Source organism: Kushneria indalinina DSM 14324 (assembly GCF_003385845.1).
In the GTDB taxonomy this organism is placed as follows: Bacteria; Pseudomonadota; Gammaproteobacteria; order Pseudomonadales; family Halomonadaceae; genus Kushneria; species Kushneria indalinina.
In genome coordinates this window covers 1,272,712-1,294,295 of sequence record NZ_QRDJ01000006.1, presented here as the reverse complement: position 1 = coordinate 1,294,295, position 21,584 = coordinate 1,272,712, and the positions used below count along the sequence as shown (strand labels likewise).

The window sequence follows — 21,584 nt, the reverse complement described above, 5'->3', positions numbered from 1 at the left end:
CAACCGTGTGGACGATAACGGAACCATTTCTGCGCCGGTGGCAGGGTACTTGTCGATCATCGAACACGTGATTTTTATGCCTTTATGGCAGTTGGCGGCAACGGGCACTGGTGGGGGCGGGTATAATTCGGATACGATGTTCGCTAACTCCATATCCTTTTGTGTTTACTCAGGAGTTGTATGTCCGACTCAACACTGGTCAGCGTCGAGAATCTACATTTCTCGCGAGCTGGCAGACCCATTTTTTCGGGCGTTGATCTGGAAATTCCAAAAGGGCGCATTACGGCCATCATGGGACCCAGTGGCACCGGCAAGACAACCCTGCTCAAGCTGATCGCCGGACAGCTCACGCCTGATTCGGGCAGTGTGCATGTCGGTCAGGACAACGTGCATCGATTGTCCCGTCAGGCGCTGTTTCGAATGCGACGTCGCATGGGCATGCTGTTTCAAAGCGGGGCGCTGTTTTCGGATCTGAGTGTTTTCGAGAACGTGGCCTTTCCGCTACGCGTTCATACCGATCTGCCCGAGCACATGATCCGTGATCTGGTACTGATCAAACTGCAGGCAGTCGGCCTTCGCGGCGCCCGTGATCTTATGCCCGCCGAGCTCTCGGGGGGCATGACCCGACGTGTGGCGCTGGCGCGTGCCATTGCGCTGGATCCGGACCTGATCATGTATGACGAGCCCTTTGTCGGTCAGGACCCGATCTCCATGGGTGTGCTGGTCACGCTGATTCGCCGACTCAATAGCGCCTTTAACATGACGGCCATTGTGGTGTCTCACGATATCAAGGAGACGCTGTCGATTGCCGATCATGTCTATGTGATCGCCGACGGCCGCGTGATGGCCAGCGGGTCGCCGGCGTCACTGCGTGAAGCGCAGGATCCCCGGGTCAGTCAGTTTATTCGGGGCGAGCCCGATGGACCGGTGCCCTTTCATTATCCCTCTAAGAATTTCTACGAAGATATTCTTGCGCCATCGGAGGTGTCGTGATGTCACCGTTGACGTCTCTGGGGCAAAAAACGCTGGATGCGCTCGAATCGCTCGGGCGCAGTGCCATCTTTCTGGCACAGGCCCTTTGCCATCTGCCCCGCGCTGAAGGCGTCAGACTGTGGCTGCGACAGATGTATTTCGTGGGCGTCATGTCACTGCCCATCGTTGCTGTCTCGGGGCTTTTCATCGGTATGGTCATCGCACTTCAGGGCTATCTGGTGCTGTCCGGATTCGGCGCCGATGAGGCGCTGGGCCAGATGGTGGCGCTGTCGCTGCTGCGGGAGCTGGCCCCTGTCGTGACGGCGCTGTTGTTTGCCGGTCGTGCCGGTTCGGCGTTGACCGCCGAGATCGGACTCATGAAGGCAACCGAGCAGCTCTCCAGCATGGAGATGATCGGCGTTGATCCGTTGCGCCGGGTCATCTCGCCACGGCTCTGGGCAGGCTTTGTGTCCATGCCGATACTGACCGTGTTTTTCAGCGTGATCGGTATCGCAGGCGGCTATCTTGTCGGCGTGGACTGGCTGGGCGTCGATCAGGGCTCGTTCTGGGGCAACATGCAAAGCAGCGTTGTCTTCATGGATGATGTCATGAACGGCATGCTGAAAAGCGTGGTCTTTGGTGTCGTCGTGACATGGATCGCCGTCTTTCAGGGTTACGATCTCGTACCGACCTCCGAGGGAATTTCGCGCGCCACGACTCGAACCGTTGTCTTTGGTTCGCTGGCCGTGCTGGGGCTGGATTTCATTTTGACCGCGCTGATGTTTGGAGAATTCTGATGAAGCGCTCTAAGTGGCTTGAAACCGGTGTGGGTGCCTTTGTACTGGCCGGATTTCTGGGACTCGTTTTTCTGGGTCTACAGGTAAGTGGTCTCGCTCCCGGGCAGGCTGAGCAGAATTTTACGGTGCATGCGAACTTCAGCAACATCGGTGGTCTCAAGGAGCGTTCAAGAGTCACCATGGCGGGTGTCACCGTGGGCCGTATCACGGACATCGAGCTGGACCCGCAGTGGCTTGAAGGACGTATAACGATGAAGATCGACAGCGATGTGGGTGAAAAGCTGTCGGAAGACTCCACGGCGTCTATTCTGACGGCAGGGCTTCTGGGCGAGAAATACATCGGCCTTTCAACCGGTGGGGCGCCCGAGATGATCAAGGATGGCGGCACCATTCGCGATACGCAGTCGGCGCTGGTGCTCGAAGAGCTGATTCAACAGTTTGTCTCGAACATGTCCAAGTAACCTCAACGACGAGCGCCGCGACGTTATTCGGCGCTCTCGCAATATGTATCGCCAGGAGGTGATGTAGATGAAAAAAGTCTCCCGTTATGTGGGTGTGCTGGTAGCGGCCATGATTGGCATGGGCGTGATGTCTGCTCAGGCGGCCAATCAGTCTCCGCACGAGGTGGTCAACCAGAGCGTTGAGCAACTGATGTCAAGGCTCGACAACAATCAGGACCGCTATCGCAATCATCCCGATGAGCTCAAAAGTGTGGTTGAGCAGAACATCGACCCCATCGTTGACTGGCGCTATGCCTCGGCAAGCGTCATGGGCAAGTACTTTCAGGCGGCAAGCCCTGAGCAGCGCAGCCGGTTTGCGCGCGTGTTCAAGCAGACCCTGATTGATACCTATGCCCAGGGGCTGGTGACGTTTGACTACCAGGACGTGCGTGTACTCGATAACAATCAGAACACGCGCTACGAAGATCAGGCCAGCGTTGATATGGAGGTCGTGGCGGCCAATGGCCAGCGCTATCCGGTCTCCTACACGATGCGTGAGCGCAGCGGCGAGTGGAAAGTGATCAACGTGGTGGTCAACGGCATCAATCTGGGGCTGACTTTCCGCAACCAGTTTGACCAGGCCATGCGCTCCAATAACCGCGACTTTGATGCGGTCATCAACGGCTGGTCGCCCGATGTTGACCTTGAAGAGGGCGATGGGGACAACCAGAAGGCCCAGGGCTGATGAGCGATACGCTCTACAGCGATGATGCCGTTACCCTCGAGGCTCGCGATGCTGCCCTTTACCTGAAGGGCGCACCTGGCTTTGACAACGCGCCAGAGCTGGCCAGGGCCGGTATCAACTGGCTCGAGAAATATCAGGGGGCACAGGTCTCCTTTAATCTGTGCGGCGTTAACCGTACCAGCAGCGCCACCATCTCGGTGCTGCTTGAATGGCTGCGCATGACACAGAAAAAAACGCTGGAAGTGGATCGCATCACGCTTTCGGACAGCATGCGTGAGCTGATCGAGATGGCAGAGTTGAGCGATGTGTTTCCGGCGCATGAAACCTCGTTTGCGACAGCCGGCGAGTCGTGAACCTCTGAGTTGATAATTCATGATTGAAGGGCGGCGTCACTGACGCCGCCTTTTTTTTATGTCCATTCGCGCCGGGTCATGCTTTTCATTTACCATTGGCACCCAACACACCAGTACAGGAGTCATCATGCAACCCGAAGAGGTCAAGCACCTGCTCCAGGCCCGAATCGATGGATGTGAATTTCATATTCAGGGAGAAGGGTGCAATTTTCAGGTCACCGCCATCGGTGACGTTTTTGAAGGCATGAGCCCCGTCAAGCGTCAGCAGCTGATCTATTCGGCGCTTTCCGAAGAGATTGCCAGCGGCGCGCTGCATGCCATTACCATCAAGGCCAGGACGCCGGCTCAGTGGGCCAGTGCGTCACCTGATTCAGATCGTGCCTGATTGCCGTGGAAGCCTGATGAATGGATAAACTGATTATCAGCGGTGGCCGGCCGCTGTCCGGCGAAGTCTGGACGTCGGGTGCCAAGAATTCGGCCCTGCCCATTCTTGCTGCCACGTTGCTGGCCGATGAGCCGGTAACCATCGGCAACCTGCCGCATCTGCAGGACATTACCACCACGCTCGAGCTGCTCGGGCGCATGGGGGTAGAGCCCATCATGGGCGAGAAGATGAGCATCCAGCTCGATGGTCGGGTCAGGGACTGTCATGCCCCCTATGACCTGGTCAAGAAGATGCGGGCCTCGATTCTGGTACTGGGGCCATTGCTTGCCCATTTCGGCACCGCCGATGTCTCGCTGCCCGGCGGCTGCGCCATCGGCTCTCGCCCGGTGGATCTGCACATCCGCGGTCTGCAGGCCATGGGCGCCGATATCAAGGTGGAAAGCGGCTACATTCGTGCCAGAGCGCCCGATGGTCTGAAAGGCGTCCATATCGTGATGGATACGGTTACGGTGACGGGCACGGAAAACCTCCTGATGGCCGCAACGCTTGCCGAAGGGCGTACCGTGCTGGAAAACGCCGCCCGCGAGCCTGAAATCGTGGATCTGGCCGAGTGTCTGATCGCAATGGGTGCAAACATCAGCGGCCATGGCAGCAGCACCATTACCATCGAGGGCGTCAAGCGCCTGCACGGCTGTCACTACGACGTCATGCCCGATCGCATCGAAACCGGCACCTTTCTGGTGGCCGCAGCGGCGACTCGTGGCAGGGTCCGGGTGCGTAATGCCCGCGCCGATACCATGGAAGCGGTGCTGCTCAAGCTGGAGGAAGCCGGTGCCGAGATCGAAACCGGCGACGGCTGGATCTCGCTGGACATGCATGGTCGCCGGCCCAAAGCCGTAAACATTCGCACGGCACCCTATCCGGCCTTTCCGACCGACATGCAGGCGCAGTTCGTGGCGCTCAACGCCGTGGCCGAAGGCAGCGGTCGTGTGGTTGAAACCATTTTTGAAAATCGTTTCATGCATGTTCAGGAAATCAACCGCATGGGCGCGGACATTTCTCTGGAAGGCAACACGGCACTGGTCAACGGCGTCGAGCACTTGAGCGGCGCGCCCGTCATGGCGACCGATCTTCGCGCCTCGGCAAGCCTTGTCATTGCCGCACTGGTCGCTGAGGGTGAGACGGTAGTGGACCGTATCTATCACATCGACCGCGGCTACGAGTGCATCGAGGAAAAGCTTCAGCTGATGGGGGCGCGTATTCGTCGCGTGCCGCGCTAGGGGCCGCACGGGTACACGCCACGCCGATTCATTTTTGCAGCCATTGAAGATCACATGAGTAAACCGCTGATACTGGCGCTCTCCAAGGGTCGAATTCTCAAGGAGACGCTGCCGTTGCTGGCTGCTGCCGGCATTGAGCCGCTGGAGCCGCTAGACAAGAGCCGAAAACTCTTGTTCGACACCACGCTTGAAAACGTCAAGCTGGTCATTTTGCGTGCTGTTGATGTGCCGACCTATGTGCAGATGGGCGCCGCCGACGTGGGTGTGGCCGGCAAGGATGTTCTGCTCGAACATGGCGCCCAGGGGCTCTATGAGCCGCTGGATCTGGATATTTCACGCTGTCGCCTGATGACGGCGGGTATCGAGGGCGTTACCCCCGGGCGTGCCCGGCGTCGTGTGGCGACCAAGTTCGTCAATATCGCCCGGCGCTACTACTCGGGACTGGGTATTCAGGCCGAGGTCATCAAGCTGTACGGCGCCATGGAGCTGGCACCGCTGATGAATCTCGCCGATGAGATCGTCGATATCGTGGATACCGGCAATACCCTGCGTGCCAACGGTATGGCACCGCGCGAGCTGATCGCTGATATCAGCACGCGTCTGGTGGTCAACAAGGCCTCCATGACCGTGGAGCACGCGCGACTGGGGCCGTTGATCGAGCGCATGGGACAGGCCGTGGAAGCGCGCCGTTACAGCGACATGTCGTCCTGAGTCCGACCGGGTACTGACCGGCCGGCGCAGGACGCTGCTCTATCGGTGTCGCATGATACTTTCCGGCACAGGCCGGAATGCAAGGAGTCATTCAGGCGTGATGGACAAGCAGAGCATACATCGACTTTCTACACAGCAGCCGGATTTCGATACCCGGCTGGAAGCACTGCTGGACTGGGAAAGCGTTTCAAGCGCCGAGGTCCAGCGCAGCGTGGACGCCATCATTGCCGATGTTCGTCGCCGCGGCGATGCCGCCGTCATGGATCTCACCCGTCAGTTCGATCGTCTTGACGTTCAGGATATGTCGGCACTGACATTGAGCGCCGAGCGACTGGAACAGGCATGGCATGGGCTGCCGGAAGCGCAGCGCCAGGCACTGGCGGTGGCGGGTGATCGCATTCGCGCCTACCACGAACGCCAGAAGCCCGAATCCTGGTCCTACGAGGAAGCCGACGGCACCATGCTGGGCCAGAAGGTGACGCCCCTGGACAGGGCCGGCGTCTATGTGCCCGGTGGCAAGGCCGCCTATCCGTCATCGGTGCTGATGAACGTCATTCCAGCCCACGTGGCCGGCGTGGAAGACATCGTCATGGTCGTACCCACGCCGGACGGCGTGCTCAATGAGCTGGTGCTGGCCGCGGCTCATGTGGCCGGCGTGGCCCGGGTTTTCACCATTGGTGGGGCGCAGGCCGTGGCGGCACTGGCGTTTGGGACCGAAACGATCCCAAGGGTCGACAAGATTGTGGGGCCGGGCAATATCTTTGTGGCCACGGCCAAGCGCGCGGTGTTCGGACAGGTCGGCATCGACATGATTGCCGGACCGTCGGAAATCCTGGTGGTCTCTGATGGCGGCACCGATCCGGACTGGCTGGCGATGGATCTATTCTCGCAGGCCGAGCACGATGAAGACGCTCAGGCGATTTTGATCAGCTGGGACGCGCAGCATCTGGAGGCGGTAGCACAGAGCATCGAGCGGTTGCTGCCCACGCTTGAGCGTGCCGACATCATCCGCGAATCGCTGTCGCGCCGTGGCGCCCTGATTCAGGTCGATGACGAGGCGCAGGCCATAACGCTTGCCAATCGCATCGCGCCGGAACACCTGGAGCTTTCGGTGGCCGAGCCACAGCGGCTGGCAGAGCAGGTGCGTCATGCCGGTGCCATTTTCATGGGTCGCTATACGGCCGAGGCGCTGGGTGATTACTGTGCCGGGCCCAACCACGTGCTGCCCACCTCTGGCACGGCGCGTTTTTCCTCGCCACTGGGGGTTTATGACTTCCAAAAACGCTCGTCGCTGATTCAGTGCTCACCGCAGGGGGCGTCAACGCTTGGAAAAACGGCGTCCGTACTGGCAAGAGGCGAGTCGCTGACGGCGCACGCCCGTTCGGCCGAAAACCGGATCGATAGCGACAAGGGCTGATATCCGGACACTTTCAGCCATTAGCCGCCGGTCAGCTTTCGGGCTGTGCCGGCGACACCGGTCGGCTGGGGCGCTCGCCCACACTCACGTTGACGCCAAACCGCTTGCCGCTGCGATAAAGCTCGACCGGCAGCTGTTTGCCAGGCTCGATCTCGGCGATATCCACCATGGCGGTCTGGGCATCCAGCAGCGGCTTGCCATCGATCGACAAAATCAGATCGCCCACCCGGATGCCGGCCTGTGCCGCCGGGCCACCCTCCACCACATCCGATACCACGACCCCGCGTGGGGCGTTGATATCCAGCGACGAGGCAAGGCTTGAACTGACCTCTCTGGCCTCGATGCCCAGCCAGCCCCTGACCACCCGCCCACGGGTGACCAGATCATTGAGAATGCCGTGTGCCAGGTTGGTAGGGATGGCAAACCCGATGCCCTGTGATCCACCGGTACGTGAAAAGATGGCCGTATTGATCCCAACAAGCGCGCCTTCGGCATTGACCAGCGCGCCGCCTGAATTGCCCGGATTGATGGCGGCATCCGTTTGAATGAAATCCTCGTAGGCGTTGAGCCCCAGATGATTGCGGCCGGTGGCGCTGATAATGCCCATGGTCACGGTCTGTCCGACGCCGAAGGGGTTGCCGATGGCCAGGGCAATGTCGCCGACACGGGTATTGGTAGCATCGGCAAGGTCGATGACCGGCAGGTTGTCGAGATCGATCTTGAGAACGGCCAGATCCGTTTCCGGGTCGGTGCCGATGACGGTCGCCAGCGTCTCGCGGCCGTCACGCAGGGCAATCTGGACTTCATCGGCACCGCTGATCACGTGGTTGTTGGTCAGGATGTAGCCTTCATCGCTGACGATGACGCCCGAGCCCAGACTCGAGAGCATGCGTCGCCGGCCGGACCGGCTGTTGCCAAAGAACTGCTCAAAGAAGGGGTCGGACATCAGTGGATGATGGTCGCGCTCGACCAGGCGCGATGAATAGACATTGACCACGGCCGGCGCTGCCTTTTGAACGGCATCGGAGTAGCTGGCTGTACCCGGGCCACGCTGCAGCGGTGTGGCGTCCCGCGTCACCGGCGGTGTGCGCTGCACGGGTGGCGTGGCGACCTGCATGGCAGGTGGGGCGGCAACACTCTGGTCCTGCTGGCTGCTACCGGCCAGGCGGTCGCCGCTGTCAATGATCTGCGGCATATGATCCAGCAGTACCAGCGCCAGCAGTACGCCGCAGACGACAGGCCAGATCAGGGGCACCAGAAATCGGCGCATGACAACATCCTTTTGAAACAGACAGCCCTGGGCTGCAGACTTGCAGATTATCGGGACCCGGCATCCGGAGTGAAGGCGTTGCCTTCTCAAATGCCGATCACAATGTTGCGTAAGAGTTGAGCGAGTTTATCACCGAGGCGTCAGCAATGTCCGATGCAGGCGTTACACTTTCAGGAATTGATGGCCGAGAGAAACCATATGACCGCACGCAAGGTATTGCTGGATGACATGCATGCGCTGCTTGCTCCAGAGCGTTTCAAGGACTTTACCGTCAACGGTCTGCAGGTCGAGGGCAGTGATCGAGTGACACGGATCATGAGCGGTGTGACGGCCAGTCAGGCGCTGCTCGATGAGGCGGTGGCATGGCAGGCCGATATGGTGCTGGTTCACCACGGCTACTTCTGGAAAAACGAGCCGGTGGCCATTACGGGCATGAAGCAGCGCCGTATTGCCACGCTGCTGGCGCACGATATCAATCTGGTGGCCTGGCATCTGCCGCTGGATGCCCACGCAACGCTTGGCAATAACGTGCTGCTGGCCGACCGTATGGGCTGGCAGGTGAAGGGCGTGCTTGACGGCGAGATGGGGCAGGGGCTTTTGTATCACGGCGAGATGACGGAGTGCTCACAGCAAACACTGGCCCAGCAGTTTCAGCAGCGTCTTGACCACAAGCCGCTGATGATTTCAGGGCATGATCGACCCATCAGGCGTATTGCATGGTGTACGGGCGGCGCCCAGGACATGATCATCGAGGCTGCGGAAGCCGGCGTGGACGCCTTTGTTTCCGGTGAGGTATCAGAGCGAACGACACATCTGGCCCGCGAGATGGGCATTACCTACTATGCGGCCGGCCATCACGCCACCGAGCGTGACGGCATTCGTGCCCTGGGCGTACGGCTGGCACAGCAGCATGATGTCGAGCATCGCTTCGTCGATATCGATAATCCGGTGTAACGACTGCCGACGCGCCGGCAGCCATTGTCGAATCAGTATCGGGGCGGTTGTGGGTTGGTGCTGTCGTCTTCCTGTTTCTGGCGCAGTCCATAACTCTCATCAAGCGTGCCATTGCTGTCGGCGTAGTCGCGAGGAACATGAAGGGAGGTTGTATCGGCTTCGCTGTCCTCCGGAGATTCGACCTGGCGGTGGCGCTTAAGGGCCGGGTCGCTGGTCATGGTGTCGGCATCCCTGTCGAGTCGAGACTGAAGCTCTTCACTCTGACGGGTGATGTTACGGGCGAGCGTCGTGATGTCAGCAAAATGCGTATTCACGTTCTCGCGCAGCGCCTTGAGCTCAAGCTCGGTTTCGGCGAGTCTCTGCTTGAGTTTCTGGCTGGCGGCTCTCTGGCTTCCAGAAAAATGGCGGATCAGTACGCCGATCACGATGCCTGCCAGCAGTGCCACAATGGCGACTATCCAATCAATATTGCCTTCGTTCACCAATATTCCCCTCTTCGATGCTGATTGCCCGCACGACCGGCGTGACCATGCGATGAGCCATTATAGAAGGCGTCCTGTTGTTCGGGTCAATTCACTCACGACATAATCATGCTTATCAGCGATGATGACTCATCGCCCAGGGGCGAACCAGCATGTGTCACGCTGTACAATCATGGGTACCCGATCTTCTGCAAGGCACCAGATAACATGTCCAGACTTTCCCCGCGAGAACAGTACCGGCAGGATCTTGAACGTGAAGGCTTCCAGCATGACAGCTCCCAGGAAAAGGCCGTCGAGCATTTGCAGCGTCTTTATGACGCCCTGACGAGCAGACCGCGTCCCAAACCTTCGACGACCACCGCGTCAGAGAGCGGGCTCAAGTCAAAAATGTCGGGCTTTTTTGGCAGGAAGGACACGTCATCAGCGCCCACGGCCCCTGCCGAACCGGAGATCAAGGGGCTCTATTTCTGGGGAGGCGTGGGCCGCGGCAAGACATGGCTGGTCGATACCTTTCACGACAGTCTGCCCTTCGATGACAAGATGCGTACACACTTTCATCGTTTCATGCAGCGTGTGCACAAGGAAATGGAAGTTTATAAGGGTCAGAAAAACCCTCTGACCCTGGTAGCGGCGAAGCTTGCCGAAGAAGCCAGAGTCATCTGTCTCGACGAATTTTTCGTCAAGGACATTACCGATGCCATGATTCTGGGCAACCTGCTTGATGCGCTTTTCGCGCAGGGTGTGGTGCTGGTGACCACCTCCAATATCGTGCCGGACGAGTTGTATAAAAACGGCCTGCAGCGTGACCGCTTTCTGCCCGCCATTGATCTGCTCAATCGTCACTGTGAGGTGGTCAATGTCGATGCGGGCATCGATTATCGAATGCGTACGCTGACTCGGGAAGAGGTCTTCCATACGCCGGCCGGCGACAGTGCCGACGAGGCCCTGCAGGAAAGCTTTGTTCATCTGGCCGGCGAGCCCGGCGACGAAGACACGCTGCGCATCAACGGCCGTGCCCTGCCGGCGCGTCGCTGTCATGACGGGGTGGTCTGGTTTGATTTCAAAACGCTTTGTGACGGGCCGCGCAGCCAGAATGACTATATCGAGCTCTCGCGGCAGTATCACAGCGTGCTGATTTCCAACGTGCCGGTCATGGGTGCCGCGATCGAGGATCAGGCGCGCCGCTTTATCAACCTTGTGGACGAATTTTACGATCGCGCCGTCAAGCTGGTGATGTCGGCCGATGCCGAGCCCGAGTCACTGTACAGCGGCGGAGAGCTGGCGTTCGAGTTCGAACGCACGGTATCGCGGCTGCAGGAGATGCAATCAAGCGACTATCTGGCGTTGACGCACAAGCCCTGACTGTGATTAACCCTTGTTCGCGGGGGGCTGGCTCTGTACAATGCGCGCTCGCTTATCGTTGTTGTTTCTGCCTGCAGGGCAACAACCAAGAAAAATAGGGATTGGCAGAGCGGAAGCAGTGCTCTCGCCACAACCATGGTGATTCATACATGAAGACGTTCAGCGCCAAACCGCAGTCCGTGCAGCGCGACTGGTATGTCATCGACGCTGCAGACAAGACTCTGGGTCGACTGGCTACCGAGGTTGCTCGCCGTCTGCGCGGCAAGCACAAGCCCGAATATACCCCTCACGTTGATACCGGCGATTACATCGTCATCGTCAACGCCGAGAAGGTCCGTGTGACCGGCAAGAAGTCCTTTGCCAAGCAGTATTATCGCCATACCGGTTACCCCGGTGGCCTGCGTTCGATGAACTTCGAGCAGATGATCGATCATGCGCCGGAGCGTGTCATCGAAATCGCTGTCAAGGGAATGCTGCCCAAGGGCCCGCTGGGTCGCGCCATGTATTCCAAGCTCAAGGTTTATGCCGGTGGTGAGCATCCTCACGCGGCGCAGCAACCTCAGGCACTGAATCTCTAAAGGAACATTTTCATGGCACAGCAGCAGTACTACGGCACAGGCCGCCGCAAGACCTCTACCGCACGCGTTTTCCTGCGTCCGGGCAATGGCAAGATCACGGTCAACAAGCGTGAGCTCAATGAATACTTCGGCCGCGTTACAGCCCAGATGGTTGTGCGCCAGCCGCTCGAGCTGACCGAGCTGACCAACCAGTTCGACATTTATGTCACCGTTCAGGGTGGCGGCGGTTCTGCACAGGCAGGCGCCATTCGTCACGGCATTACTCGTGCCCTGATGGATTACAATGAAGAGCTGCGCACACCGCTACGTAGCGCCGGCTATGTCACGCGCGATGCGCGTATGGTCGAGCGTAAGAAAGTGGGTCTGCGCAAGGCACGTCGTCGTCCCCAGTTCTCCAAGCGTTAAGCTTCGACGTCATGTCTCAGGACGCCCGGGTGTTTTCCCGGGCGTTTTTGTGTCTGAGAAGCTGTTTTCCATCCCTGTTGAAACGCTGTGGTTGCCAATCCGGCAACCCGAGACGTGTGCTCTCGTGTTATCATCCAGCTCGTCATTAAAGTGAGGACTTTCTATGGGTGTTGTGGCCAAACGATCGTCGATGACGTTCTATACAGGCAGTGACGACCATTACAGCCATCGCGTCAGGATCGTGCTGGCCGAAAAGGGGATTTCCGTTGACATCATCGAGGTCAACGATGAGCATCGTCCGGCGGAGCTGGCTGATCTTAACCCCTACAATAGTGTGCCGACACTGATCGATCGTGATCTGGTTCTTTATGAATCAAAGGTCATGATGGAGTACCTGGATGAACGTTTTCCGCATCCGCCTCTGTTGCCGGTATATCCCGTAGCGCGTGCTCAGAGCCGTCTGTGGATGCACCGTATCGAGCGTGAATGGTGCCCTATGGTGGAGCGCATCCTGTCGCCGGGTTCCAAAAAGGAAGTCGAGCAGGCACGCAAGGAATTGCGTGAGAGCCTGATAGGCATCAGCCCGATTTTTGAAGATATCCCGTTTTTCATGAGCGAAGAATTTTCGCTGGTGGACTGCTGTCTGGCTCCCATCCTCTGGCGTTTGCCGGCACTGGGTGTCGAGCTGCCCGAACAGCAGGTCAAGCCGCTGATGAGCTATATGGAAAGGCTGTTTGCGCGGGACGCTTTCAGAGCATCGCTTCTTGAGTCGGAGCGTGAGCTTCGCACCTGATCGGATCATCGCTGCAGGCACCGGGTGCTTTGCAGCAGACATGCTGATTGATGCGCAGGGTCTACATTTTGATGCATTCTTCAGTGAGGTGAAAACATGCATTCCAGCCGTCCCTATCTGATTCGTGCGTTGTATCAGTGGCTGCTGGACAACGACTGTACGCCTTATGTCGTTGTCGATGCCGAACGTACGGGTGTGGTAGTACCGGAACAGTTCGTTCAGAACGGCCAGATTGTTCTCAATATCGGTCCGGGTGCCGTTCGAGAGCTTTTCATGGAAAACGATATGGTGGCTTTCAATGCCCGTTTTGGCGGCCAGCCGATGACTGTCGAGCTGCCCATCGATGCCATCATTGCCATCTATGCGCGTGAAAATGGTGTGGGCATGGTCTTTGGCCAGGAGCCTGTCATGCCGGATGACGCGTCGGGCGTTGCCGAGCCGGACAGTGATGACCTCGATGAGCGTGACTCACATCTGGGCGCAGTGGCCAAAACGGACGAGGAAAGTGGCGAGAGTAACGATGATGACGATGACGAAAGCTCGCGTCCTCGCAAAGGTCGTCCGTCTCTGAAGGTCATCAAGTAGCAATTTGGTTTGATGCCGCTTGATCTGATGCTGCAATGCCAACGGACCCGCTACAAAAGCGGGTCCGTTTTTTGTGCTCTGATGCGATCACGGGCAGGGTGGCCTGAAAACGTCAGACATCAAGGTATTCGAATGCCTTGACGATGCGCTCGACGCCACTGGTCTGCGATGCCAGCTGCACCAGGTAGTCTGCTTCGCGGGAGCGGACCATGCCCATCAGATACACCGTGCCATTTTCAGTCAGAATTCTGACCCGATCGCTGTCGATGCGATTGCTGGTCGCCAGGCGCGCCTTCACGCGTGAGGTGATCCAGGTGTCCTGCAGTCGCTGCTGCGTCGAGCTGTTGGGACCCACGCCGAGCTCGTTGCGCAGGTGACGAACCCCCTGAATGCGCGTGGCCAGCTCACCTGTCTGCGCCTTTTGTGCTTCGCTGCCCACCTGGCCGGTCAGCAGCACAAAGCCGTTATAAGCGTCGACATTGATATGGGTATCATCAAGGCTGTCGTCGGCCCGGATGCTGTCCCAGAGCGTGCGCGCGATCTGTGTGTCCTGGTCGATGGCGTAGCTGGTGCGCGTACCATAGCCACTGCTGCCGGTAATGGTGCTGCAGCCGCTGACGGCAAGCGTTGCGCCAAGCAACAGGGCGCCTGTTATCCGGGGAAAAGAGGACTTATTCATTGCTGCCAAAGAGTTGGTGATCGATCAGGTCGCAAAGACAGTGGATGGCCAGCAGGTGCACTTCCTGAATGCGGGCCGTCACTGTGGCAGGTACACGAATTTCACAGTCTTCCTGACCCAGCAGAGAGGCCATGTTGCCGCCATCGCGGCCGGTCAGGGCGACAACGATCATGTCGCGATCGTGCGCGGCCTGAATGGCCTGAATGACATTGGCAGAGTTGCCGCTGGTCGAGATGGCCAGCAGCACGTCGCCGGGCTGGCCGAGCGCTCGTATCTGCTTGGAAAAAACATCGTTGTAGCTGTAGTCGTTGGCGATCGAGGTGATCGTTGACGTGTCCGTGGTCAAGGCCAGAGCGGGCAGGCTTGGGCGTTCACGCTCAAAGCGGTTGAGCAGCTCGGAAGAAAAGTGTTGGGCATCGCCGGCGCTACCGCCGTTGCCGCAGGTCAGGATCTTGCCGTCATTGATCAGGCTTTGCACCATGATATGGCTGGCAGCCTCGATGAAGGGGGGCAGGACCTCGCTCGACCAGGTCTTGACGTCGATGCTGGCGTTGAAGTGATCGATGATGCGTGATTGAAAGTCCATGGCACTCTTCAGATCGTAAATGGCGTTGTATTCCCGCGGCGTCACGGCAGGGATCACCCGCGATCTCACGGCGGGGGTCAAAAGGCATCAAAGGCGCTTTTGATCCACTCAAAGTGCAAGCGTTTGGGAGGCTCACCCGTCACGCCTACCGCATCAAAGCGGCAGGGGCATGATAACTGCTTGTCGAGCAGATAAAAACGCGCTGCCCGGATCAGCTTTCGCTGCTTGGCGGGGGTGATGGTTTCAAGCGGAGAGCCATGCGAGGGGCGTGCGCGATAGCGCACTTCAACAAAGACCAGATATTCACCATCGCGCATGATGAGATCGGTTTCCCCGCCTCGCACATGCTGATTGCGTGCAATCGTGATCAAGCCCTGTTGCTCAAGCCACTGCGCGGTCAACGACTCGATGTCGTGACCGCGCTGGCGACTACTGAAAGGGCGAAGCGTCACGGCGGATCAGGGCAGCGTCGGCTGGCCGTTGCGAAACACTGCCCAGGGCAGGGTGCGCACGATCCGGCCATCCTGTCCGGGCGCCAGACGACCGGTCGCGCCATAAAGTTCGAACCCGCCAATGGCGCTCATGACTGGCAGGCGACGTGCCAGTTCAAAGGCATCTACCCCCATGGCGTGAAGTTTGATCAATGCCGGCTGATCGTCCTGGATCAGGCGCTCACGGGTGGATTCAAAGGGCAGGGCATCGCTGCCGCCGGCCGCTGCTTCGGGGATCAGCCAGGGGATGTCCACGAACATCACATCATTGAGATCGTGATCCATTCTCGGCTGGGGCGAGCCTTCATAGACATGCGAGGTCGCATAGATCGGCAGGTCTGCCGCGTCATAATAATCAAGCGTGGGCGGCACCTGGCGGGCATAGCCGGGCAGGGCCAGCAGGAAAAGCATGTCGGGCCGGCCGCGGCCGCCATTGACGACCGATTTCACCGAGGAGGTGGCGGATGCTGACGGGTCGTAGCTCTGGACGCTGACCAGGTCACCGCCATCCTGCTGCCAGCTCTTTTGGAAGGCGCTCAGGACGCGGCTGCCCCATTCGTTGTCAGGCACCATGACACCGGCCCTGTGGTGACCGTCGAGCTGAGCACGCTGCGCCGCCTGGCGTGCTTCGTCCTCGGCAGACAGACCGTACTGAAACAGGTTGCGGGCGCTGTTGTGATCGTGCGTGCCGTAATTGAGGGCCAGCGTCGGCAGGGCTACACCGTCACGGGTCTCCAGCTGCGAGACCTGTTCCTTGCTGAGTGGGCCAATGACGGCCTGGGCGCCCTCCATGGTAGCGCGCGCATAAAGGCTTTCTAGGTCCTGGCCGGTGGTGTCGTAGAAGACCAGTTCCGGTACCTGCTCGCCCTGGCTGCGCACGTCGTCGGCGCGGGTCTGGATGCCTTCACGGATAGCGGTCGCGATGGACTCGAGTGATCCGCTCTGCGGCAGGAATACGGCGATCTTGCGAATCTCCTGGTCGCGGATTTCATCCAGGGTACTCAGATCCGTGGGCAGGCGACGAGACGCCGGGTGGCGCGAATTATTGGACTGCCAGCGGCTGATGGCGTCAGTCAGGGTGCTGATGTTGGCACCCTGCTGGCGCTGCAGTCGTGCCAGCTCGACCCAGCCGGCTGCCACGCTGCCCTGACCGGCCAGCTGGTCGAGCTGACCCGGGTCAAGGCGATTGAGCTGGCGCCAGATGGTGTCATTAAGCTGCGTATCCCCCGTGCGCTGCTGCAGGGCGGTCAGGGTAAGTGCAGCCTCCATGGGCTGATTATTCATGGCCTGGGCCAGGCCGCGGCGCTCAAGCAGCGTGTTTCTTTCGTTGTCCGGCATCGCCACGTTGCTGTCGAGAATGGCGGTGGCCTCCAGCACGGCCTGCGGCTCCTGCAGGTCCAGCGCGGCACGTGACGTCAATAGTGCCCAGCGAAGTTGTTGATCAGCGGGAAGTACCGAGCGGTCAAGGTCGTTGGCCACTTCCAGAGCGCGCGTATTGTTGCCCTGACGCTGCAGTATTTCGGCGGCCTGAAGACGGGTTGTTGCCGCCTCGCCGCCCTGTTGTTGCTGGGCCTGACGCAGAAGGTCATCGGAGGACTGGCCGCCAAAGCGATCAACAATGCCCGATGTGCCGGCACAGCCTGCCAGTGTCAGTGCCACCATGGCCGCGCCGGCCAGTCTGGTAAATGATGTTCGCATGCCTGAGCATTTCCTTTTCTTGCCGGTCTCCGTGATGGCGCCACAGCGTGGCGTCCGCGAACTGCACGGCGTACCATGCAGCTCCAGTCGAGCCTGTAATGTTGTTTGTCATGACACAGGCGAATCCGAAGGCAATAACGCGTCCGAACCAGCGTAGTGTGATGACATGAATAGTTTTAGCAAGGGCGCATTGTACGTGGTTGCCACCCCGATTGGTAACCTTGATGACCTCTCCAGACGGGCCATGGATACCCTGGCACAGGCCGATCTGATCGCCGCTGAAGACACCCGCCACAGCGTGCGTCTGCTCGATCATATCGGGGTGCGTGTACCTCTGGTGTCCCTTCACGAGCACAACGAAACCTCGCGAATCGAGCGTATCAGACAGGCCCTTGATGAGGGCCAGCGCGTCGCTCTGATCAGCGATGCCGGTACACCGCTGATTTCCGATCCGGGCTATCGTCTGGTGCAGGCGCTGCGGGCGGCGGATTACACCATCATCCCCATTCCCGGTCCCAGTGCGCTGATCACGGCACTCAGTGCTGCCGGGTTACCGACGGAGCGTTTCCTGTTCGAAGGCTTTCTACCAGCCAAAAGCTCAGGGCGACGCCAGCGTTTGGGCGATGTCGTCGAGTTGCCGGTGACGCTGGTGCTTTATGAATCGCCCCATCGTATTCGCCAGCTTCTGGAGGATATCGAGATCGTTTGTGGTGAGCGCCCCGTGGTGATCGCGCGCGAGCTGACCAAGACCTTTGAAACCTTCCTGCAGGGAACGGCGCGCGAGCTGCTTGAACGCATGGCAGAAGATGCTGACCAGGTGCGCGGCGAGTTCGTGGTCATGATGGCGCCGGCGCCGGAAAGAGAGCATACGGACAGCAGCCAGATCGATGCCGATCAGCTGCTCTCATCGCTGCTTGAAGAGGGCGTGGGGGTCAAGCAGTCGGCAAGTGTGGCGACACGAGTACTGGGCGGGCGCAAAAGTGACTGGTACCAGCGTGCCCAGACGCTCAAGGATGGCAAGCCGTCTCAGTAGACGAACTGCGTAAATAATTGTTGCCAGGGCGTCACAAATGCCCGTGCACAAGGATAAAAATGGTTAACGCGCTTGGAGCCGGGGTTCGGCACTGATATTCTTGCGCGCTTGGGAGTCGGCCGGACAGTCGCCGCCGGACCTTCGGGTTCGGGGGAGGAAAGTCCGGGCTCCACAGGGCAGGATGCCAGGTAACGCCTGGGCGGCGCGAGCCGACGGAAAGTGCAGCAGAGAGTAGACCGCCCAAGCGGTGTCGAGTCTCTCGATGCCGACGGCAAGGGTGAAAGGGTGCGGTAAGAGCGCACCGCGCGCCTGGTAACAGGTCGTGGCAAGGTAAACCCCATCCGGAGCAAGACCGAATAGGAACCCATTGGCGTGGCCCGCGTCGGGTTCGGGTAGGTTGCTTGAGGCGTTCGGTGACGAACGCCCTAGAGGAATGACTGTTCTCGACAGAACCCGGCTTACAGGCCGACTCCCACCTGTTTTCCCTTGAAACATCCCTTGAGCCCTCATGAATCAGACCCCAGGTATCCGGCAAGACCACAAGCATGAAAGCGTCCTGCTTGAGGGTGCCGTCGATGCCCTCGTTCAACGCCCGGATGGCCTCTATCTGGACGGCACATTCGGGCGTGGCGGGCACTCCCGCGCCATTCTGGAGCGCCTGAACGACCAGGGGCGTCTTGTCGCCATCGACCGGGACCCCGATGCGCTTGCCGCTGCGGCGGACATCAATGATTCGCGATTCAACATGGTTCGCGCCACCTTCGCCGATCTGGACGAAGTGGCACGCCAGCAAGGGGTGCATGGCAGGCTTTCCGGCATCTTGCTGGATGTCGGCGTTTCCTCTCCTCAGCTGGATGACGCCGGTCGCGGCTTCAGCTTCATGCGTGATGGCCCGCTGGACATGCGCATGGATCCCGATTCCGGTATCAGTGCCGCTCAATGGATTGCCGAGACGCCCGAGCGCGATATCGCCGACGTCTTCAAGCGTCTGGGCGAGGAGCGCTTCGCCAAACGGCTGGCACGTGCCGTGGTAGAACGGCGCAGGGAAACCCCCATTACCCGTACCGTAGAGCTTGCCGAGCTTTTGAAGACGGCCCATCCGGCATGGGAGAAGGGGCGCCATCCCGCCACGCGTGCCTTTCAGGCCATTCGTATTCACCTCAACGATGAGCTGGGCCAGCTTGAGCGCGCATTGAGTGCCGCGCTTGAAGCGCTGGCGCCCGGTGGTCGTCTGGTGGTGATCAGCTTTCACTCGCTTGAAGACCGTCTGGTCAAGCGCTTTATCCGTGACAAGTCCCGGGGCGATCAGCATCTGCCGCGTCACATGCCGCTGCGCGAAGACCAGATCCAGCGTGACATGGCCCCGGTAGGCAAGGCCATACGCCCGGATGAGCAGGAAACCGGGCTCAATGTCCGCGCCCGCAGTGCGGTCATGCGTGTGGCTCGCAAGCTGGGGCAGGAGGTCTAGTCACCATGGTTGAACGCACTCAGGGTCCCCCTTCGGGCGGACAATGGCAGTGGCCCTTCCGACTCCGTCTGACCTTCATGCACGGCGTTGTACTGGTGCTGCTGGTACTGGTCATCCTTTCAGCGCTTGGCGTTATCAGCACGGCCTATCACACGCGCTCCCAGTATGCGCGACTGCAGACCATGGAGCGTGAACATGACCAGCTCCAGACGGTCTGGAGCCGTCTGCTGCTTGAAGAAAGTACCTGGTCGACCCCGTCACGTATTGAAAATCTGGCCCGTGATCGTCTCGAGATGCATGTGCCGGATGTTCATCACACCAGAGTCATGCGGCCATGAGCGAACAGGACCGCCGTGTCGGGCGCAATGCACGCATGTATGGTGGCGAGACGGCATCAAGCCATGTGGCCGCCATGCCGATCTGGCGCTATCGATTCGTGCTGGCCATCATCTTCATGGCCATGGCGGTGCTGGTGGGTCGTATTGTTTATCTGCAGGTGGTCGACCATCAGTTCCTGCAGGGGCAGGGGGATTCCAGAACCATTCGGGTGCAGAACATTGATGCCCACCGCGGCATGATTACCGACCGCGACGGCGAACCGCTGGCGGTCTCCACACCGGTGGTCACCCTGTGGGCCAACCCCGGCGATCTTCCCGAAGATCCGGTGCAGCTGACGCGCCTGGCTGATGCGCTGGGTGAGCGACCCTCTGATCTCATGGCGCGGGTGCAGAACTATCGTGACAAGGAGTTCATGTATCTCAAGCGCCGGGTGACGCCCGAGCCTGCCGATCGTGTGCTGGCGCTCGATATCCCCGGCGTGCATGGTCGTCACGAATACAAGCGCTACTATCCGGCCGGTGAGGTGACCTCGCAGCTGGTGGGCATGACCAACATCGATGACCACGGTCAGGAAGGGCTCGAGCTTGCCTTTGACCGCTACCTCTCCGGTCGCCCGGGTCAGCGTCGTGTGCTGCAGGACCGCAAGGGTCAGCTGGTACGCGATCTGCACATGATTCGCGAGGCTCATCCGGGCGGGGACGTGACGCTCTCGATCAATCTGCGTCTGCAGTATCTGGCCTATCGCGAGCTCAAGGCGGCAGTTAACGAACACAACGCCGACAGTGGCACCATGGTCATGATGGACGCCCACTCCGGTGAGGTGCTGGCCATGGTCAGTCTGCCCTCCTATAACCCCAATAATCGCACCAGCGTGGATCCGGCAGGGCTGCGCAATCGGTCGCTGACCGATGCCTTCGAGCCCGGCTCGGTCATGAAGCCGCTGGCGATGAGTGCGGGCCTCGAGTCCGGCAAGTTCACCCCCGATACGCCCATGGATACCAGCCCTGGCTGGATGATGGTGGATGGCTACACCATCAAGGATACCCGCAATTTCGGCAAGCTGGACATGACCGGGGTCATTACCCACTCTTCCAATATCGGCATGACCCACATGGCGCTGGCCCTGCCGGACGATGCGATCTGGAATGTCTATGACTCGATGAAGCTGGGGCACCCCACAGGGCTCGGTTTCCCTGGCGAAGCCACCGGCAGCCTGCCATCGCCCTTTAGCTGGTCCAAGGCCAAGCGCGCCACGCTCTCCTATGGCTACGGCCTGTCGGTCAATGCGGTGCAGTTGGCCAGCGCCTATACGGCGGTTACCAACGATGGCAAGCAGCTGCCGCCTTCACTGCTCAAGCTGAACAAGCCTCCCGAGGGACATCGGGTGATGTCCCCCAAAACGTCTCATGAGCTGATCCGCATGATGGAGACGGTTGTGGAGCCGGGCGGTGGCGGTACGCGTGCAGCCCTGGAGGGTTATCGGGTAGCCGGCAAGACCGGTACCGTCCGCAAGGTGGGCAATACCGGTTATCAGAAAGAGGCTTATCGCTCCAATTTTGTGGGCATTGCGCCGGCGAGCAACCCACGGATCGTGACCGTGATCTCGATCGATAATCCCAAGGGCAAAGAGTATTACGGCGGCCTGGTGGCTGCCCCGATCTTTTCCAGAGTGGCCGGCAATGCGCTGCGCCTTCTTGACATTCCCCCCGACGATCAGAGCAAGGAGGCGCCTGGTGCCTGATTTGCCGACCGGCACGCTGG

At 59.7% G+C, this 21,584-nt stretch carries 25 protein-coding genes and 1 other RNA gene; 20 read left to right on the top strand and 6 right to left on the bottom strand.

All coding sequences use genetic code 11. The features are described 5' to 3' along the window. Positions 1–180: 180 nt before the first annotated feature. The 9 genes from C8D72_RS06080 (at position 181) to hisD (ending at position 7,100) form a co-directional block, all read left to right on the top strand. Positions 181–993 (top strand): ABC transporter ATP-binding protein, encoded by an 813-nt coding sequence (locus C8D72_RS06080; protein ID WP_115853441.1) that lies wholly within the window; start codon positions 181–183, stop codon positions 991–993. Beyond that, positions 993–1,769 carry a lipid asymmetry maintenance ABC transporter permease subunit MlaE gene (gene mlaE / locus C8D72_RS06075; RefSeq protein ID WP_115853440.1) on the top strand — a complete coding sequence of 259 codons (777 nt, stop codon included), beginning with the start codon at positions 993–995 and terminating at the stop codon, positions 1,767–1,769. The genes C8D72_RS06080 and mlaE overlap by 1 nt, the downstream gene beginning before the upstream one ends. Next, entirely contained in the window at positions 1,769–2,230 is a 462-nt protein-coding gene (mlaD, locus tag C8D72_RS06070; protein ID WP_115853439.1) for an outer membrane lipid asymmetry maintenance protein MlaD, read from the top strand. Before mlaE ends, mlaD begins: the two co-directional genes overlap by 1 nt. 67 nt (positions 2,231–2,297) lie before the next feature. Next, positions 2,298–2,954, top strand: coding sequence for an MlaC/ttg2D family ABC transporter substrate-binding protein (locus C8D72_RS06065; protein ID WP_115853438.1), 657 nt, complete (start codon positions 2,298–2,300; stop codon positions 2,952–2,954). Beyond that, on the top strand, positions 2,954–3,307 hold the full coding sequence (locus tag C8D72_RS06060) for an STAS domain-containing protein (protein ID WP_115853437.1): 354 nt from the start codon (positions 2,954–2,956) through the stop codon (positions 3,305–3,307). The genes C8D72_RS06065 and C8D72_RS06060 overlap by 1 nt, the downstream gene beginning before the upstream one ends. A gap of 127 nt (positions 3,308–3,434) precedes the next feature. Then, on the top strand, positions 3,435–3,692 hold the full coding sequence (locus tag C8D72_RS06055; protein ID WP_115853436.1) for a BolA family protein: 258 nt from the start codon (positions 3,435–3,437) through the stop codon (positions 3,690–3,692). 20 nt (positions 3,693–3,712) lie between these two features. After that, positions 3,713–4,972, top strand: coding sequence for a UDP-N-acetylglucosamine 1-carboxyvinyltransferase (gene murA / locus C8D72_RS06050; protein ID WP_115853435.1), 1,260 nt, complete (start codon positions 3,713–3,715; stop codon positions 4,970–4,972). Between the two features lie 54 nt (positions 4,973–5,026). Next, on the top strand, positions 5,027–5,683 hold the full coding sequence (gene hisG / locus C8D72_RS06045) for an ATP phosphoribosyltransferase (RefSeq protein ID WP_115853434.1): 657 nt from the start codon (positions 5,027–5,029) through the stop codon (positions 5,681–5,683). A 100-nt stretch (positions 5,684–5,783) separates the two neighbouring features. Next, positions 5,784–7,100 (top strand): histidinol dehydrogenase, encoded by a 1,317-nt coding sequence (gene hisD, locus C8D72_RS06040; protein ID WP_115853433.1) that lies wholly within the window; start codon positions 5,784–5,786, stop codon positions 7,098–7,100. Positions 7,101–7,131: 31 nt separating this feature from the next. On the opposite strand, the gene C8D72_RS06035 is transcribed toward hisD, so the two are convergent. After that, the gene (locus C8D72_RS06035; protein WP_115853432.1) at positions 7,132–8,370 is read right to left on the bottom strand and encodes a trypsin-like peptidase domain-containing protein; all 1,239 of its coding nucleotides are present in this window, start codon (positions 8,368–8,370) and stop codon (positions 7,132–7,134) included. Between the two features lie 198 nt (positions 8,371–8,568). On the opposite strand from C8D72_RS06035, the gene C8D72_RS06030 reads away from it, so the two are divergent. Next, complete coding sequence (locus tag C8D72_RS06030) at positions 8,569–9,324, top strand: Nif3-like dinuclear metal center hexameric protein (protein WP_115853644.1); 756 nt, start codon at positions 8,569–8,571, stop codon at positions 9,322–9,324. A gap of 32 nt (positions 9,325–9,356) precedes the next feature. Here the strand turns inward: C8D72_RS06030 and C8D72_RS06025 are convergent, their stop codons facing one another. Further along, on the bottom strand, positions 9,357–9,806 hold the full coding sequence (locus tag C8D72_RS06025) for a Z-ring associated ZapG family protein (RefSeq protein WP_170140512.1): 450 nt from the start codon (positions 9,804–9,806) through the stop codon (positions 9,357–9,359). Positions 9,807–10,013: 207 nt separating this feature from the next. On the opposite strand from C8D72_RS06025, the gene zapE reads away from it, so the two are divergent. The 5 genes from zapE (at position 10,014) to C8D72_RS06000 (ending at position 13,529) form a co-directional block, all read left to right on the top strand. Next, positions 10,014–11,168: a cell division protein ZapE gene (zapE, locus tag C8D72_RS06020; protein ID WP_115853643.1), complete on the top strand. Its 1,155-nt coding sequence runs from the start codon at positions 10,014–10,016 to the stop codon at positions 11,166–11,168. Positions 11,169–11,317: 149 nt separating this feature from the next. Further along, positions 11,318–11,746, top strand: coding sequence for a 50S ribosomal protein L13 (rplM, locus tag C8D72_RS06015; protein WP_115853430.1), 429 nt, complete (start codon positions 11,318–11,320; stop codon positions 11,744–11,746). A 12-nt stretch (positions 11,747–11,758) separates the two neighbouring features. Then, complete coding sequence (rpsI, locus tag C8D72_RS06010; RefSeq protein ID WP_115853429.1) at positions 11,759–12,151, top strand: 30S ribosomal protein S9; 393 nt, start codon at positions 11,759–11,761, stop codon at positions 12,149–12,151. Positions 12,152–12,314: 163 nt separating this feature from the next. Then, positions 12,315–12,944: a stringent starvation protein SspA gene (gene sspA / locus C8D72_RS06005; RefSeq protein WP_115853428.1), complete on the top strand. Its 630-nt coding sequence runs from the start codon at positions 12,315–12,317 to the stop codon at positions 12,942–12,944. A gap of 96 nt (positions 12,945–13,040) precedes the next feature. Then, positions 13,041–13,529, top strand: a complete 489-nt coding sequence (locus C8D72_RS06000; protein ID WP_115853427.1) for a ClpXP protease specificity-enhancing factor — start codon at positions 13,041–13,043, stop codon at positions 13,527–13,529. 112 nt (positions 13,530–13,641) lie between these two features. Here the strand turns inward: C8D72_RS06000 and C8D72_RS05995 are convergent, their stop codons facing one another. From C8D72_RS05995 to C8D72_RS05980, 4 genes are all read right to left on the bottom strand, one after another. Further along, positions 13,642–14,169 carry a BON domain-containing protein gene (locus C8D72_RS05995; protein WP_170140511.1) on the bottom strand — a complete coding sequence of 176 codons (528 nt, stop codon included), beginning with the start codon at positions 14,167–14,169 and terminating at the stop codon, positions 13,642–13,644. A gap of 31 nt (positions 14,170–14,200) precedes the next feature. After that, a complete protein-coding gene (locus C8D72_RS05990; RefSeq protein ID WP_115853642.1) occupies positions 14,201–14,794 on the bottom strand; it encodes a phosphoheptose isomerase in 594 nt (197 codons plus the stop codon). A gap of 77 nt (positions 14,795–14,871) precedes the next feature. Further along, the gene (locus tag C8D72_RS05985; RefSeq protein WP_115853425.1) at positions 14,872–15,246 is read right to left on the bottom strand and encodes a YraN family protein; all 375 of its coding nucleotides are present in this window, start codon (positions 15,244–15,246) and stop codon (positions 14,872–14,874) included. A 6-nt stretch (positions 15,247–15,252) separates the two neighbouring features. Next, positions 15,253–16,983 carry a penicillin-binding protein activator gene (locus C8D72_RS05980; protein ID WP_115853424.1) on the bottom strand — a complete coding sequence of 577 codons (1,731 nt, stop codon included), beginning with the start codon at positions 16,981–16,983 and terminating at the stop codon, positions 15,253–15,255. A gap of 166 nt (positions 16,984–17,149) precedes the next feature. On the opposite strand from C8D72_RS05980, the gene rsmI reads away from it, so the two are divergent. The 5 genes from rsmI to C8D72_RS05955 all read left to right on the top strand — a co-directional run bounded on the left by rsmI (position 17,150) and on the right by C8D72_RS05955 (position 21,564). Then, positions 17,150–18,016, top strand: coding sequence for a 16S rRNA (cytidine(1402)-2'-O)-methyltransferase (rsmI, locus tag C8D72_RS05975; protein WP_115853423.1), 867 nt, complete (start codon positions 17,150–17,152; stop codon positions 18,014–18,016). Positions 18,017–18,127: 111 nt separating this feature from the next. Continuing rightward, positions 18,128–18,493: RNase P RNA component class A (rnpB, locus tag C8D72_RS05970), an RNA gene on the top strand. A gap of 31 nt (positions 18,494–18,524) precedes the next feature. Beyond that, entirely contained in the window at positions 18,525–19,484 is a 960-nt protein-coding gene (gene rsmH, locus C8D72_RS05965; protein ID WP_115853422.1) for a 16S rRNA (cytosine(1402)-N(4))-methyltransferase RsmH, read from the top strand. A gap of 5 nt (positions 19,485–19,489) precedes the next feature. Beyond that, positions 19,490–19,822 (top strand): cell division protein FtsL, encoded by a 333-nt coding sequence (gene ftsL, locus C8D72_RS05960; protein WP_115853421.1) that lies wholly within the window; start codon positions 19,490–19,492, stop codon positions 19,820–19,822. Next, a complete protein-coding gene (locus C8D72_RS05955) occupies positions 19,819–21,564 on the top strand; it encodes a peptidoglycan D,D-transpeptidase FtsI family protein (protein ID WP_115853420.1) in 1,746 nt (581 codons plus the stop codon). The genes ftsL and C8D72_RS05955 overlap by 4 nt, the downstream gene beginning before the upstream one ends. The last annotated feature ends 20 nt before the right edge of the window (positions 21,565–21,584 follow it).

Bases quoted from the DNA above. Each gene is read 5' to 3' on its own strand.
- C8D72_RS06080 (WP_115853441.1), top strand. From the start codon at position 181: ATGTCCGACTCAACACTGGTCAGCGTCGAGAATCTACATTTCTCGCGA.
- mlaE (WP_115853440.1), top strand. From the start codon at position 993: ATGTCACCGTTGACGTCTCTGGGGCAAAAAACGCTGGATGCGCTCGAA.
- mlaD (WP_115853439.1), top strand. From the start codon at position 1,769: ATGAAGCGCTCTAAGTGGCTTGAAACCGGTGTGGGTGCCTTTGTACTG.
- C8D72_RS06065 (WP_115853438.1), top strand. From the start codon at position 2,298: ATGAAAAAAGTCTCCCGTTATGTGGGTGTGCTGGTAGCGGCCATGATT.
- C8D72_RS06060 (WP_115853437.1), top strand. From the start codon at position 2,954: ATGAGCGATACGCTCTACAGCGATGATGCCGTTACCCTCGAGGCTCGC.
- C8D72_RS06055 (WP_115853436.1), top strand. From the start codon at position 3,435: ATGCAACCCGAAGAGGTCAAGCACCTGCTCCAGGCCCGAATCGATGGA.
- murA (WP_115853435.1), top strand. From the start codon at position 3,713: ATGGATAAACTGATTATCAGCGGTGGCCGGCCGCTGTCCGGCGAAGTC.
- hisG (WP_115853434.1), top strand. From the start codon at position 5,027: ATGAGTAAACCGCTGATACTGGCGCTCTCCAAGGGTCGAATTCTCAAG.
- hisD (WP_115853433.1), top strand. From the start codon at position 5,784: ATGGACAAGCAGAGCATACATCGACTTTCTACACAGCAGCCGGATTTC.
- C8D72_RS06035 (WP_115853432.1), bottom strand. From the start codon at position 8,370: ATGCGCCGATTTCTGGTGCCCCTGATCTGGCCTGTCGTCTGCGGCGTA.
- C8D72_RS06030 (WP_115853644.1), top strand. From the start codon at position 8,569: ATGACCGCACGCAAGGTATTGCTGGATGACATGCATGCGCTGCTTGCT.
- zapE (WP_115853643.1), top strand. From the start codon at position 10,014: ATGTCCAGACTTTCCCCGCGAGAACAGTACCGGCAGGATCTTGAACGT.
- rplM (WP_115853430.1), top strand. From the start codon at position 11,318: ATGAAGACGTTCAGCGCCAAACCGCAGTCCGTGCAGCGCGACTGGTAT.
- rpsI (WP_115853429.1), top strand. From the start codon at position 11,759: ATGGCACAGCAGCAGTACTACGGCACAGGCCGCCGCAAGACCTCTACC.
- sspA (WP_115853428.1), top strand. From the start codon at position 12,315: ATGGGTGTTGTGGCCAAACGATCGTCGATGACGTTCTATACAGGCAGT.
- C8D72_RS06000 (WP_115853427.1), top strand. From the start codon at position 13,041: ATGCATTCCAGCCGTCCCTATCTGATTCGTGCGTTGTATCAGTGGCTG.
- C8D72_RS05990 (WP_115853642.1), bottom strand. From the start codon at position 14,794: ATGGACTTTCAATCACGCATCATCGATCACTTCAACGCCAGCATCGAC.
- C8D72_RS05980 (WP_115853424.1), bottom strand. From the start codon at position 16,983: ATGCGAACATCATTTACCAGACTGGCCGGCGCGGCCATGGTGGCACTG.
- rsmI (WP_115853423.1), top strand. From the start codon at position 17,150: ATGAATAGTTTTAGCAAGGGCGCATTGTACGTGGTTGCCACCCCGATT.
- rsmH (WP_115853422.1), top strand. From the start codon at position 18,525: ATGAATCAGACCCCAGGTATCCGGCAAGACCACAAGCATGAAAGCGTC.
- ftsL (WP_115853421.1), top strand. From the start codon at position 19,490: ATGGTTGAACGCACTCAGGGTCCCCCTTCGGGCGGACAATGGCAGTGG.
- C8D72_RS05955 (WP_115853420.1), top strand. From the start codon at position 19,819: ATGAGCGAACAGGACCGCCGTGTCGGGCGCAATGCACGCATGTATGGT.